This window comes from Oxynema mangrovii CENA135 (assembly GCF_016632315.1).
Taxonomy (GTDB): Bacteria; Cyanobacteriota; Cyanobacteriia; order Cyanobacteriales; family Laspinemataceae; genus Oxynema; species Oxynema aestuarii.
In genome coordinates, this window is the sequence record NZ_JAEOXH010000002.1 from 1,234,255 (window position 1) to 1,248,906 (window position 14,652).

Consider the following 14,652-nt stretch of genomic DNA (forward strand, 5'->3'; position numbering starts at 1 on the left):
GTCAAAACGCACGAATTGCACTATGGGTAGGGTAAGCTGCCGAGTTGACGGGTTGCTGCGATCGATGCCCCGGATCGGGCGATCGCGAGTGTCAATCAATCGGCAATACGGTGCCTGTAAAGCCGTTTTTCTTCAATAACGAGAGCATTTCATCGACTTTATCTTGGGTGGCGAAAGCCCCCACTTGCATGACCAAACGACCGTTAATCCGGGTACGGAAGGCATCGGAAACGATCCGTCGGATGCGGGCGTGGTCGCGATCGCTGGTCGTATCGACGATCACGCGGTAACGCAATCCCAAGGCGGCGGCGCGATCGGGCGGCGGCGGCGGGCTGCCGGAACCCTGGGGATTTTGGGAAACTACGACTTGGGGCACCCCACCCCCTCCATTACCCAAGGGGGCATTCGGATCGGGGACGGGCAACAGAACGGGTAAGGTATCGCCCGGTTGGTTGCCAATGCGCGGGTTAGAGGTCGAAGCGGTCTGTCCGGTAGGTGCGGGCGATTCTCCTCTGGAAACGCTTGGCGATCGCCCCTCCGGCGGCGGAACCGGAATCTCGATCGGCGCACCGGGACGGGGAACCGGGATCTCTCGGGTCGGTTCCGGCTCTGGTGCGGGGGTATTCGTTGTGGTCGGCGACGGAAACGGACGAGTTGCGGGCTTCACCGTGTTCGCACTGCCGCGATTTAAGGGCGGTAGGCGGCGCTGAGGATTGCTGGCGACGGTCTGAGGATTCGGATCGACGACACCGCGTAAATCTAAGCGTCCGACGGTGCGATCGCTCGCCAATTGATTGCCAAAGGCGGGAATAATCTGTTTTGAAGCTTCCGCATTAATATCGTACTGCCCGTTATTGCGAAACACGTTGCCCCCCGGTTCTTCGGCAGTTCCTAAATCCGGCAGGGCATTGGAAATCGTCACCACCCCACTTTGCTGGTTGCGTTCGAGTTCGTTATTTCGTAAAATCGGTCGCGCTTCCCCCTGTACCAAGATGCCATCCCGATTCCACACCAAGCGATTGCCAATTAAAATCGGAGCCGATTTTTGAGCGACGTTAATCCCAAATCCGGTTCTTTCAAATAAATTATCTCGAATCTCCGGTCTGGCGCTTCCGTAGATCGTAATTCCATTCGCCCCATTGCGGATAAAATGATTGTCTTCAATCTTCCCCCGCCCGTTTCCCACGACGGAAATCCCATCGTGGGTACTTTCTGTAAACGTATTGCGGGTCACCGTCGGCGCCGTCGATTCGATCCACACCCCATATCCCCGGCGGTTGGGATTGGTGACCGTTACCCCCGTCAGCGTTGACCCATCCCCCGCTAAAATCGTCGCATCCTGGCGCGCGAAACTCGGGCTGAGAAAATCCCCGCCCCCGCGAATGACGATCCCGCGACCTCGATTGTCGGGATTGCCTTGTAAGGTCATTCCCGGTTTGAGCATTAGGGGAAAACTTTCGCCCGTCTCGGCGCTGTAGGTTCCCGGCGCGAGGACGATCGCGCTATTGGTTTTCGCCACCCGCAAGGCGCGCGTAATCGTTTTAAACGGTTGACTCTCGCTCCCGTTTCCGGTGCTGTCATTGCCGTTGGTTACGCTGACAAAGATTCTCTGAGTCTCTGTGTTTTGCTTGGTTCGATCGTTTTGAGCCAGGGGTGGCGCACTGGGTTCGGCGAGGGTCGCCGGGGTATAAAGACTGCTGGCGAAAGCCGCACTCAGAATGACCAGGGTGGCGATTCTCCCGTGCAGACGCTTCGCGATCGCGCTTTGGGAATGACGGGGCTGATGGGGGGTGGATGTGGAATACATGACCTTGGCTCCTTGGGGCTTTAGGCGCTATTCGATTTCCAATTTTAGTGGTTGGCTACTCCCTACGGAAACTCCCCGATCGCCTCCCCGAGTTGGGATTTCAGGGGAAGAGCAGGCGATCGCGGTAGATTCGATGCCGGAGGATCCTTCTACGAACTGGTTTGGGGAAAGCGGATCGGTCTGTTGAATATCTTTTTTAGATGGTTTTTACAAGGAATTTTACGATTGAGGTCGAACATTTTCTAGTCTTTTCTATGGGTTGAGAGAGAAGCGATCGCCGATCTTGTCAAGGTTGAGGTTGGTTCGGGAGACGCGATCGGTCAATTCCCCCTGGGTGAAGAATTTGAGCGGTTTTGTTTACCGTCGTTCCTGGGTTTTCAGGTTCGCCATTCCACAAACCGGAAGAAGTTTCGCCGATTTGGAGGGGATTGTTTTCAACCGTCCAAAGAATTTTTAGATCCCCAATGTTCTAGAAAATTGATGGCTTTGAGCGCAGTCCGTCCGTTTCTTGCCAACTGGTAAAACTCTTTTCTAACTGATATAATTCTATACGTTTTCCCTCGATTTGCGATGTTAAAACCAATTGTTGTAGCTTGCATAGAATCTTTCTCAAGAGAGCCTATACTTTTGTTGGTCGATGCTCTCCTCAGCCACAATCCGTGATTCCTGGATGGCGATCGCCCGGGTCGGACGACGAGCGATCTCGAATCCACCCACAGCTTGAAAACCGATGGATATGGATAGAGAATCGCGATCGAATGCGAACTCTCAAAAAAAATCTAAAAATCCTCAACCACAATTCAACAACAAGCGCAGGATTCCCCGCTTCTAATCCGCTTCTAATCTGTGATTGAAGCGAGGGAGGAATGCACGGCAGATTGAGGGGGACTCTAGCAGAAGCCGCTTCGCGTCTACGACGCCCTGAAAGCTGCCAATCTGCTATAATCAGACCTGGAAAACTGCACTTTTTAGCAATGCCCCAAGTTCTCACAGTCTCTTGCAAGTTGGACGTGTTGCCGCAACGGGTTGAAAAACTTGATGCGGTGCTTGCCGCAACTCGCCTAGAGGCTCCGAGATGATGTCTTACTCTTTGCACGATGTTGTCTTGAGGGCTACCTAAAGCCCCTCATCTATTGCGTAGCAATGATGAGGGGTAGTTTACTTAAGATTGAAAGGCGGGAGTATCGAGCTTACAGAATTTGGAATGAGTGACAAAGATAGTGGTCTCGAAAAACAATCGGCGCTGGTTTCGCTGAAAGCCCAGCCCGCCGTTCGCCGCATTTTAGATGCCAATTTAGACCGCGCTCGCGAAGGTCTGAGAATTATTGAGGAATGGTGCCGTTTTGGCTTAGAGAGCCAATCTCTGGCATCAGAATGCAAGCAACTGCGCCAAGAATTGGGCAGTTGGCACAGTCCGGAGTTACGCTCGGCTCGCAATACGTCCGGGGATCCCGGTACCAGCTTAACCCACGAACAGGAAGAGGAGCGCGACAATCTCGCCGATGTTCTGACGGCGAATTTCTGCCGCATCGAAGAAGCGCTCAGGGTTTTGGAAGAGTACGGCAAGATCTACAACCGTCAAATGGGGGCATCGTTCAAGCAAATGCGCTATCGGGTCTACCAACTCGAAAGTGCTTTGCTCGCCTACGAACGGCAGCAGTTGTTAAAACAAGCGCGGTTGTATTTGGTGACTTCGCCGTCGGAGAATATTTATGCGATTGTCGAGGCGGCGCTGCAAGGGGGATTGACCTTGGTGCAGTATCGGGATAAGGACTCGAACGATTGCGATCGCCTGCGGATGGCTCAAAAGCTCTGCCGACTCTGCCACGATTACAAGGCGTTGTTTATTATTAACGATCGCGTCGATCTGGCCCTGGCGGTGGAAGCGGACGGCGTACATTTGGGACAGCAAGACGTTCCCCTGGCGCTGGCGCGCGAACTGCTCGGCCCCCATCGCATTATCGGGCGATCGACGACTAATTCCGAGGAACTACAGCGCGCTTTACTCGAAGGGGCGGACTATATCGGCGTCGGTCCGGTCTATCAAACGCCGACGAAAGCCGGAAAAACCCCGGCGGGTCTCGATTACGTCCACTACGCGGCGGAAAATTCACCAATTCCGTGGTTTGCGATTGGCGGAATTGATATGAGCAATCTCAATGAAGTGATTTCCGGGGGAGCGGAACGGGTGGCGGTGGTACGGGCGATCTGCAATGCGGAACAGCCGACTTTGGTCACTCAGTATTTCTTATCCCAACTCAATCGCATCGATACTCTGCGTGCTTACCAACAACGACATTCTCAATCCCATGCCCGATCCAATTACCTTGCAACTTAATGGTGAAAGCCACACCTGTCCGGCAGGTTTGAAGGTGCCGCAATTCCTCGAACATCTCGGGTTCAATCCCCGCTTGGTGGCGTTGGAGTACAACGGCGAAATCCTCCACCGTCAGTTTTGGACGACGACGGAAATCCGAGGGGGCGATCGCCTGGAAGTGGTCACGATTGTCGGGGGCGGTTGACGGGGGTTAGCTTTTGACCTGGGGGCGATCGCCCATTTTTACCCCTATTTTTGAGGGGTAAAAACAGAGTTTAACTTTCTCCCTAAAGTTTCTTAAACTTACTCATTTTTGATCCTATTAATGAGAATTTAAGTAAGTTTAGAATCGCCAAAGCCGCAAAAATCGTGGCCCAGTTCGCAGATCTGTTCCAACTGCGGACACCAACAAAAAATGCCCCTGGACCGAAGACAGTATGACTGTCCGGACTGTCACGTCTCACTCTTATCGTGACTTAAATGCGGCAATTAATCTAGAAAATGCGGAGAGTTCAGCCGTGTAAGCAAGCGTGATGGAAAGGTCTCGGAAGATCCAAGCTAGGAACTAAACATCAAATGATTAAGTTTGAGTAAGTTTTAGAGAGCGGAAGTACGGCTATCCCAACTCGACGGGCGATCGCCGTCGGGGGAGAGTGGCTTGAGAAAGCGATACATTAAAAGAAGGAGCGCAAACGCTCGCGCAGATGCTCGGGCGATCGCCGCTCGCAGCCTGTCAATCTCTCGCCAATCAACTCATTTGTTTTGTATGTATAGAAAATTCCGTTCGTCAATCAAACCCTTTTTCAAAACCCTCGCCGTCGTGTTTCTGGCGATCGTCCTCGTCTTCAGCCAAGTGGACGGCGCCCTAGCCGCACGGACGGGCGGTCGCATCGGGGGCGGTTCGTTCAGAGCGCCCGGTCGCAGCTTTTCACCGCCGACTCGCACTTACCAACGTCCCGGTGGTGGCGGCTATTATCCCGGTGGTGGCTTTGGCTTCCCCTTCTTGCTGCCGTTCTTCGGTTTTGGCGGCGGGTTCGGCGGACTGTTTACGATTTTGATTTTTATCGCGATCGCCAATTTCCTCGTCCGCAGTTTCCGTCAAATCGGTGAGGAACGCGAAGTCGAAAACAATACCAATCCCACCGTTTCCGTCGCCGAAGTCCAAGTCGGATTGCTCGCCGAAGCGCGCGAGTTGCAAGAAGAACTCGACAACCTCGCCGCCACGGCGGACACGTCGAGCGATCGCGGACGGGCCCAAGTCCTGCAAGAAGCGACCCTCGCCCTCTTGCGCCATCCGGAATATTGGGTTTACGGCGCTTCTACCTCGGACAAAACTCGCTTGAATGCGGCGGAAGCTAAATTTAACCAATTAGCCCTGGCGGAGCGATCGAAAGTCCAGGAAGAAACGCTCTCGAACGTCAACAACCAACGGCGCGATACTCAAAGTTCCAGTCTGGCAAATCGTCAGAAGGGCGAACTCGCAGAAAATAACTTGATGGACGGTCCGGGAGAGTATATCGTCGTCACCTTGATTGTCGGTACTCTCGGCGATCTGTCCCTGCCGAAAATTCAAGGCAGCGACGACTTGCGCCAAGCGTTGCGTCAAATCGGTGGAATTTCGAGCGAGCAACTGCTGGCATTTGAGGTGCTGTGGGCGCCGCAAGCGAAAGGGGATACTCTCACTTCCGATGACGTGATGGCGGTTTATCCTAATTTGAGTTTGGTTTAACTACATGGGAGCTTCGGGGGGCGTTCCGGCTGGAATGCCCCTCGGGCGATCGAAGGGGATTGTATTTCACTGTTGAATTGGGGAATATAGCCTCAAATCTAGAAAACAGCACCCAAGAGTTAGGAGAAAATCAAGGACTCACGGGTAGTAAGGCAAAATTTGCTCTCCCTAGCTTGGCTTACCCCAGTCCCAACGAACAGCAACAGGAATAAGCTGGACGGTTAGTGAAAAACGTGAGTTTCATTGAATTAAACAATCAGTAAATACACGGATGAATTAACTTTGTTTTTGTCTTGACGTTCGATATTTTTCTCCTCTAGAATAGAAAATATTATTTCTGTTGAATAACAACAGAAGACACCAAATGTCCAAAGTCGATCGAATTTACCTTTGGCGTGGCTCATACGATCGTCACGGAATTGACTGTGCTAACGCAACACTGATCGAGTACCAGGAGACGCAGGAGGCGAGCGGTACAGTCCGGCGTATTGCTCGAACAATGTTCAATGGCCATCTCAAAATTAACAACAACAAATACGATAGATGCGATTCTACAGAAATCGAAATGGTGCGAGCCACGAATCCATTAGGTGAAGATAAATATTGTGTTTTTATTAAGAACTGCGAACATTTCGCCACCTGCTTCGAGACAGCTCAATACAAGAGCAAAGCAGTTAACAAGGCTTTTAGAAATATTGGCGACAGTGTCCTCCGTGTGATGGGCGGTGGCGTTGTTGCGAGTGCGATTGGTGGGGGAAGGGAGATCGCCCTTGGTGTAGCGGCGCCTCCTGTCGTAGCGATCGGTGCTGCTGTTGCCACTTAATTTATTGAGTAAAGATGATTCCGAATAACTCTTAATTTCTTCGAGGTGCAACATGGCACAACAAAAATTATCCCCAGCGCAAGCCAACTTAAAAATGGCGCTTTGGCAAGTAGAAGCAGATTCGATCTCCAGTAAAGATTTATATGTTTGGCTAAACGATCTGGGTCTACCGACAGAGGCTTCACTCAGATTGCATGAATTAATGACTGTAACCAAGAAAGTCGGTAGCAAAATTTTTTCTATTGGTAAAATTATCGTCATAAAAATTCTCGAATTCGTCAAAGACAATCCCTTTTTAGTGGCAGGTTTGGGTATTGCTGGAACGGTTGGGTTGGCTATCTTTAGTTTGATTACGAGTATTCCATTGTTGGGTCAACTATTATCCCCACTAGCAGCATGTTTAGGAATTGCTATTACAATAACAGGTGGGGTGGTTGGCTATCACTTAGATCTCAATACTCAAGGGTTGGGAGATGATGTCATGGCGATCGCCAAACATTTTTTTGATTTTCTAGCTGATGTATTGAACTTGATTTTTAAAGAAGTCGTTACCGCTTGACGATTGTCTATCTGCGATCGATTATTTTACTTACTCTTAGATGATTTTGTAAGAATTAATCGATCGCATTACAAAAATCATGAATTTATATCGATGCTTTTATTAATTTATTGTCGATCGCTGCAAAATAAAAAATATTCTCGTTTGATCTATTTAAAATCATCTAAGAATACCCAAAATATAGATATTGTAAATTGAGGAGTTGACATGCTTTCGCAAACAAAACAGCCAAGTAAATCTCAAATTTTAAAAGCAATAGAAAATTTAGAAGAAAACCCTAACGACAAATTAAATATCTTAGGAGATATTGGAATTGGAGTTGTTGGGGCTGCTGGCGCCGGAGCCGCTGTTGCCACATTTGGAGGCACTTCCATTCTGTTTGGGTTAGTTACTTTTGCACCGCCTGTAGGAATGGTTGTAGGAGGTGCTGTATTAGGTGCTGCTGCGATAGTGGGGGCTAAAAAGCTATTGTTTGATGGGAATTTCAGTCAAGGAAAACGTTCGGAACTCCTTAAACAGCTTAAGGAACAACTGCAAGAGATTGAAGCTAAGGAAAGAGCATCTACAATCGAGGATAGCGATAAAACAGCATTTATTGTTTTTTTGAAAGAACCTGTGCGCTTGAATCTGATTTCTCCCAGTGATGCACAAGCATTGATTGGGGCTGTCGAATCCGGACAAATTCCAATTAAAGAAGGAATTCAGCTGGTTCAAGAGATTGTTACAGCCGCCAAAGTATAATTTTCGAGAACTGGAATAATGATTGATATCGATCGCATTTGACATGGCTTCCAGATTGGGAGGCCGATCTCCTGGGGTAGTATTACTTTGTATCCCAACTCCGCGAACCTCGTTGAGGTATTAATCTCGTTTAACGATCGCCTCGACTGGCATCACCTTGTATCCCAACTCCCCTAAATTGGAAAAAGCGATCGCGGCGACACGCGAATGAGCCTCGGGTACGTTAAAATTATTAAGTTATTTGAAACGAACGCCCAATCTCAATCAACATCTGGTATTTAACCTCCACGCAATATGAGTCTTCCCATTCGCAACGTCGCTATCATCGCCCACGTCGATCACGGCAAAACCACCCTCGTTGACGCCCTCCTCAAACAATCGGGCATCTTCCGCGAAGGGGAAGACGTTCCCGATTGCGTCATGGACTCCAACCCCCTCGAACGCGAACGCGGGATCACCATCCTCTCCAAAAATACCGCCGTTCGCTATAAAGACACCTTAATCAACATCGTCGATACCCCCGGACACGCCGACTTTGGCGGCGAAGTCGAACGAGTCCTCGGCATGGTCGATGGCTGTTTGCTGATTGTAGACGCCAACGAAGGCCCGATGCCACAAACGCGCTTCGTCCTCAAAAAAGCCTTAGAAAAAGGCTTGCGCCCGATCGTGATCGTCAACAAAATCGATCGCCCGCAAGCCGACCCCTACGGCGCCGTCGATAAAGTCCTCGACCTGTTCATCGAACTCGGCGCCGATGACGACCAGTGCGAATTTCCTTACCTGTTCGCCTCCGGTCTCGACGGGTACGCTAAAAAAGACCTCGACGAAGACGGTCAGGACATGCAACCCCTATTTGAGGAAATCCTCGAACACGTTCCGCCGCCGATTGGCGATGCGACCAAACCGCTACAACTGCAAGTCACCACCCTCGACTATTCCGAATATCTCGGACGCATCGTCATCGGACGCATCCACAACGGCACGATTAAAGCCGGACAGCAAGCCGCTTTAGTCAAAGAAGACGGCAGCATCGTCAAAGCCAAAATCTCCAAATTAATGGGGTTTGAAGGCTTGAGTCGGGTAGAAATCGAGGAAGCCTCCGCCGGAAACTTGGTCGCCGTCGCCGGATTTGGAGATGCCAATATCGGCGAGACAATTACTTGTCCCGAAGAACCCCAAGCCTTACCCCTGATTAAAGTAGACGAACCGACCTTACAAATGACCTTCTGGGTCAACGATTCGCCGTTTGCGGGTTTGGAAGGCAGTTACGTGACCTCTCGGCAGTTGCGCGATCGCCTCATGCGCGAACTCGAAACCAACGTCGCCTTACGGGTCGAAGAAGCAGACACCCCGGATAAATTCCTCGTCTCCGGTCGCGGCGAACTGCACCTGGGCATCCTGATCGAAACCATGCGTCGGGAAGGCTACGAGTTCCAAGTCTCCCAACCGCAGGTGATTTACCGAGAAATCAACGGTCAACCCTGCGAACCTTACGAATGTCTGGTGCTCGATATCCCGGAAGAAGCCGTCGGCGGTTGTATCGAACGTCTCGGTCAGCGACGCGGAGAAATGCTCGATATGCGCGTCGGCGTCAACGGTCGGACTCAACTCGAATTCGCGATTCCGGCGCGGGGGTTGATCGGGTTCCGGGGTGAGTTCCTGCGCCTTTCTCGCGGGGAAGGGATCATGAATCACAGTTTCCTCGATTATCGTTCGTTAGCCGGAGATGTGGAAACCCGCCGCAATGGGGTGATTATCTCGTTTGAGGAAGGAACGGCGACCTTCTACGCTTTGAAAAATGCGGAAGACCGGGGCGTGTTTTTCATCACGCCGGGGACGAAGGTGTATAAAGGGATGATCGTCGGCGAACACAACCGTCCGCAGGATTTGGATTTGAACGTCTGCAAGACCAAGCAGTTGACCAACGTCCGGTCTTCGACGGGGGATGAGTTGGTGCAGTTGCAGGCGCCTGTGGAGATGAGTTTGGAACGGGCGTTAGAATATATCGGGCCGGATGAGTTGCTGGAAGTGACGCCGGAATCGATTCGCTTGCGGAAGATGGCGAATAATAAGAAGTTGGCGAAACGCTAAACGTCGCTGTCTGAAAGCGGAATAAGAAATAGGGGCGTCCGGGCGATCGGACGCTCTTATTTTGTGCGCCAATCGTCGCCTCATTCAACGTGCGATCGCGAAAGTACGGGTTTATCCTTCTTCTGTCATTGTCGGAGATAGCGATCGCGCCCCCGAGAATGTCAAAATGAAAAACCAAACCCATTCATCCTGTCGTCAACTGCAACCAGATCCGTGACCACTACTCCAAGACCTTCTCAATCGACCCCCTCCAACGACAACCGCCCGCAACCCGACAACCTCGGACGCTTCGGCCCGTTCGGAGGTAAATACGTTCCCGAAACCCTGATGCCCGCCCTGGCGGAACTCGAAGCCGCTTACGCGCAATATCGCAACGACCCCGACTTCCAAAACGAACTCAACGGCTTATTGCGCGACTACGTAGGACGCCCCAGCCCCCTCTATTTCGCCGAACGACTGACGGCCCACTACGCCCGACCCGACGGAAGTGGACCCCAAATCTATCTCAAACGCGAAGACCTCAACCATACCGGGGCGCACAAAATTAACAACGCCCTCGCCCAAGCTCTCCTCGCCAGACGCATGGGCAAAAAGCGAATTATCGCCGAAACCGGGGCCGGACAGCACGGCGTGGCGACGGCGACGGTTTGCGCCCGTTTCGGACTCGATTGCGTCATTTATATGGGCGTCCACGATATGGACCGCCAAGCGCTCAACGTGTTCAGAATGCGGCTGATGGGGGCCGAAGTGCGCCCGGTGGAAGCCGGAACCGGAACCCTGAAAGATGCGACCTCGGAAGCGATTCGCGACTGGGTAACCAATGTGGAAACCACCCACTACATCCTCGGTTCCGTTGCCGGACCTCACCCCTATCCGATGATGGTGCGCGATTTCCACGCGATTATCGGGGAGGAAACGCGGCAACAGTGCCAGGAAAAATGGGGCGGTCTGCCGGATATTCTGCTCGCCTGTGTCGGCGGCGGTTCTAACGCGATGGGGCTGTTTCACGAGTTTGTCAAAGATACCCAAGTGCGGCTGATCGGTGTGGAAGCGGCAGGGGAAGGGGTGAGTACCCTCAAACATGCGGCGACGCTGACAAAAGGGCGTGTGGGCGTGCTGCACGGGGCGATGAGTTACTTGCTGCAAGATGAGGACGGGCAAGTGGTGGAAGCTCATTCGATCAGTGCGGGTTTGGATTATCCGGGGGTCGGCCCGGAACATAGTTATCTCAAAGATATCGGACGGGCGGAATATTACAGCGTCAGCGATCGCGAGGCGGTGGCTGCATTCGAGCGTTTGTCTCGTTTGGAAGGGATTATCCCGGCGCTGGAAACGTCTCACGCGATCGCCTATCTGGAAACTTTGTGTCCGCAATTGGAAGGATCGCCGCGTTTGATCCTCAACTGTTCGGGACGCGGGGATAAAGACGTGCAAACTGTAGCGAAGTTTTTAAATCCGGGCGAGTGAAACTAACTTTGTTAGAAAAAGTCCGCAAGTTTGGCATACTCGGGGCGATCGGGGCGATCGCCCCCCTGTGGGCGGGATGTACGTTTTCAGTCGTCCTGGAGTCGGAGGAGTCGTCATCACCTACACCGACTGCGGAAGTGACGAGTTCCCCGACGGTCGCTTCCGGGTCTTTCGCCGAAATGGAACGAGAGGTTTTCCGACAAGTGAATCAATACCGTCAGTCCCAGAACTTGCCACCGTTAGAGGCGAACGATCGCATTGCCCAGGAGGCGCGATCTCACAGTCAGGCAATGGCTGAGGGTCGCGTCCCGTTCAGTCACGATGGCTTTGAAGGGCGAGTCGAGGCGATCGGCTCCGCTCTCACTTATCGCTCTGCCGCAGAAAATGTGGCATACAATCAGGGCTTCGGCGATCCCGTCAGCCAAGCCGTTCGCGGCTGGGTCGAGAGTCCGGGCCATCAAAAAAACATGGTCGGGGATTTTGATTTAACGGGAGTTGGAATCGCGAAAAACACTCAGGGAGAATATTATTTCACCCAAATTTTTATTAAAAAAAGATAAAAAATTTGTTTCTTCCTCCAGAGAAGTTCCTGAGAACATAAAAGTTAACCTCTAAATCGGCATTCGATCGGCATAATGGGAACAGTCTAGGGAGCCACCAATTTTCGCCCCTATAACCCACTCGGGAAGTGACAAGTGCTTTAGACTGTTCCTCTCTTCATGCATTCAGCGATACCTCGCCTATGTCCGCCGCCGCCCAAAAAAACAAGTATCGAGCGAGACGATAATTTTTTGTCCTCTTCCGCTATAATCCTAGAAAAGTGCATCCACCCCTATAAGTACATTTGCATATGAGTAAGGCTCAGGAAATCCAAGCGATCGTTGCCCAGCGCCAACCCCTAGCCCAAAAACTCGGAGAAATAGATACTCATTTAGAAAACTTATATAATTCAATCCATCAACTGGAGCAACAACGGCAACAGCAGCTCACACATTGGGCTGAAGACTCCAGCACCGAGTCAAAACTACAACAATTGAGTTTTCTCAATTTGAGCGATCGGATCCAACAAGGACTCGCTTCACTTCACCCCCTCCAAAAGAGATTTTCTCGAAATACTCTAAATATTGGAGTCATTGGCCGCATGGGGCAGGGTAAAAGTACCCTCTTACAAAGTTTAACCGGACTTAAAAACGAAGTTATTCCATCATCGTCAGGGAAAGCTTGTACTGCAGCCCGTAGTACCATCTTGCATAAAGAAGGTAGCATCACGACGGCTGAAATTGAATTCCACGATAAGGACTCCTTTTTAAAAGAAGTGATTATTCCCTACTACGAAAAACTACATTTAACGCCCAAGCCACCTTCTTTTGAAGCCTTTGCTGTTCAAGATCTTCCCGATCTACCTACAAATAGCGACCAAACCCAGATCAACATTTATCAACGTTTAAAAGATGATTATCACAGTAACGCCAAAAAATATCAGGAATACTTAGGTAAAGGATCTTTAACGGTTCAAGAACAGTCACAAATTTCCAATTATGTTGCCCAAACATATGATGAAGATTATAAACTGATTAACCACGAGTGTCTTGCAGTTAAAAAAGTTAAAATTACATGTCCTTTCCCTTCCCATGAAATAGGATCCATCGCTCTAGTCGATGTCCCCGGCTTAGGAGATTTTCGTTTAGGAGACGAAAGTCTTGTCATCGAAGCCCTCGGCCAAGAAGTTGATTTTATCCTATTTGTTCTTAAACCTTCTAAAGATCGAGCCAACTTTCAGCAGAGTGATACAGAATTGTACAATCTTGCTAATAAAGCTTTAAATAATTTGTCGGCTCGTTCTATCTTTGTTCTTAATGCCGATTCCAATGGCGAGAATCAAGAAAATTGTCGTTTGAGCAAAGCAGATCTCGACTCCAAGACGATTAAAATTCCAGTATTAGATTGTGTAATTGCAGACTGTTCATCCCCAGAAGAAGCGAACAGCAAAGTGCTGCAAACTGTATTGGATAACTTGCGAGAGAACGTCACGGAATTGGATCGTAGTTACACCCAAGAAAAAATTCGCGATTTAGAGGCAAGCTTAACAACACTCAAGGAGCAACTCAAAATTGCTCAAGAGGCTTTACCCACTATAGATGATGATAAGATTCAAGAAAAATATGAGGATTTATTTGAAGATTTTTGGGGCAAGATCGCAAATGAATTGACGAAATTACAAGATCGACTGATAGCAAACAAAGATCGCCCGGATGAAAACCTCAAGTCACAAATAGACACAGTAATTGAGGATTGTGAACAAAATGTTACTCTTCCAAGTCTCGAATCGATTGAATACCGAAGGAATAAACTCGGCTCTTATGATAGTACCTATGCAGAATATCAAAGAGAGTTAAGAACTGATTTATCGCGTCGTTTCCTGGATATTGACATTGGTCTAAAGAAAACCATTGAGAATACAAAACTTGAAATTGTTAAAGTTTTAATAGAAGACTGCGGTTTAAGAGGACTGAGTGATGCTGAGGGGCCAGAGTTTTTACAAAGCGTCACCGAACAAATTCCAGCAGAACATAAGGAAATCAAGAAGGCGTTTGAAATCTTATCAGAATTCAATCTTTCTTATCGAGGCTTAATTCAACATCGAATCCGTTCAAAATTAGAAACCCTAACTCCTGACAAAACAGCAAAGCTAAAAGTAGGAGCCAATGGGGAGGATCTTTTGGAATCACTAAAGGAACTCTATCAATCGACCGTTTATGACTGCAAAATATCCTTAAATGGATTTTTGTCAGAACCCAATCAAGCATCTTTTGCTATTGTTGAAGAGTTTATAGATCGAGTTTTACGATCTGAAACTTCTGAAAAAGAATGGAGGCGTTTTCTAAGGAAGAATAAAGCTCAAATTTGGGGCGATTTTGAAAAGCTACAAAACCAAGTCAATGCTCGTCAAGAATGGTTACAAAATCTAGATTCTGTTAAGCGTAAAATTAATCATTTGGAGGATGCATTGCAGAAACTCTAAATCATAAAACTGGACGAAAAACTAACGGGTCTTCTGGAAATACGGTGTCATTCGTTCGTATCCGCAATCATCGGGATAAAATAAATTCGGTCGATC

At 49.7% G+C, this 14,652-nt stretch carries 12 protein-coding genes; 11 read left to right on the top strand and 1 reads right to left on the bottom strand.

Annotated elements, in window-relative coordinates:
- Window positions 1-91: 91 nt before the first annotated feature.
- Complete coding sequence (locus JJD41_RS18955) at window positions 92-1,807, bottom strand: DUF1565 domain-containing protein (protein WP_200669046.1); 1,716 nt, start codon at window positions 1,805-1,807, stop codon at window positions 92-94.
- Between the two features lie 1,204 nt (window positions 1,808-3,011).
- Here JJD41_RS18955 and JJD41_RS18960 point away from each other — a divergent pair.
- The 11 genes from JJD41_RS18960 (at window position 3,012) to JJD41_RS19015 (ending at window position 14,556) form a co-directional block, all read left to right on the top strand.
- Window positions 3,012-4,145: a thiamine phosphate synthase gene (locus JJD41_RS18960; RefSeq protein WP_200669047.1), complete on the top strand. Its 1,134-nt coding sequence runs from the start codon at window positions 3,012-3,014 to the stop codon at window positions 4,143-4,145.
- A complete protein-coding gene (gene thiS / locus JJD41_RS18965) occupies window positions 4,117-4,329 on the top strand; it encodes a sulfur carrier protein ThiS (protein ID WP_200669048.1) in 213 nt (70 codons plus the stop codon). Before JJD41_RS18960 ends, thiS begins: the two co-directional genes overlap by 29 nt.
- Window positions 4,330-4,509: 180 nt before the next feature.
- Entirely contained in the window at window positions 4,510-4,599 is a 90-nt protein-coding gene (locus tag JJD41_RS24990; protein WP_370583901.1) for a hypothetical protein, read from the top strand.
- Between the two features lie 291 nt (window positions 4,600-4,890).
- Complete coding sequence (locus tag JJD41_RS18975) at window positions 4,891-5,853, top strand: DUF1517 domain-containing protein (RefSeq protein ID WP_168568101.1); 963 nt, start codon at window positions 4,891-4,893, stop codon at window positions 5,851-5,853.
- Between the two features lie 364 nt (window positions 5,854-6,217).
- Window positions 6,218-6,676 carry a lecithin retinol acyltransferase family protein gene (locus JJD41_RS18980; protein WP_200669049.1) on the top strand — a complete coding sequence of 153 codons (459 nt, stop codon included), beginning with the start codon at window positions 6,218-6,220 and terminating at the stop codon, window positions 6,674-6,676.
- 52 nt (window positions 6,677-6,728) lie between these two features.
- Window positions 6,729-7,235, top strand: coding sequence for a hypothetical protein (locus JJD41_RS18985; RefSeq protein ID WP_200669050.1), 507 nt, complete (start codon window positions 6,729-6,731; stop codon window positions 7,233-7,235).
- Window positions 7,236-7,442: 207 nt separating this feature from the next.
- The gene (locus JJD41_RS18990; RefSeq protein ID WP_200669051.1) at window positions 7,443-7,976 is read left to right on the top strand and encodes a hypothetical protein; all 534 of its coding nucleotides are present in this window, start codon (window positions 7,443-7,445) and stop codon (window positions 7,974-7,976) included.
- 294 nt (window positions 7,977-8,270) lie between these two features.
- Window positions 8,271-10,067, top strand: a complete 1,797-nt coding sequence (gene typA / locus JJD41_RS18995) for a translational GTPase TypA (protein ID WP_168568103.1) — start codon at window positions 8,271-8,273, stop codon at window positions 10,065-10,067.
- Between the two features lie 213 nt (window positions 10,068-10,280).
- Window positions 10,281-11,534: a tryptophan synthase subunit beta gene (gene trpB, locus JJD41_RS19005; RefSeq protein ID WP_168568121.1), complete on the top strand. Its 1,254-nt coding sequence runs from the start codon at window positions 10,281-10,283 to the stop codon at window positions 11,532-11,534.
- Complete coding sequence (locus JJD41_RS19010; RefSeq protein ID WP_370583883.1) at window positions 11,531-12,094, top strand: CAP domain-containing protein; 564 nt, start codon at window positions 11,531-11,533, stop codon at window positions 12,092-12,094. Before trpB ends, JJD41_RS19010 begins: the two co-directional genes overlap by 4 nt.
- Window positions 12,095-12,384: 290 nt before the next feature.
- A complete protein-coding gene (locus JJD41_RS19015; RefSeq protein ID WP_200669053.1) occupies window positions 12,385-14,556 on the top strand; it encodes a dynamin family protein in 2,172 nt (723 codons plus the stop codon).
- Window positions 14,557-14,652: the final 96 nt, after the last annotated feature.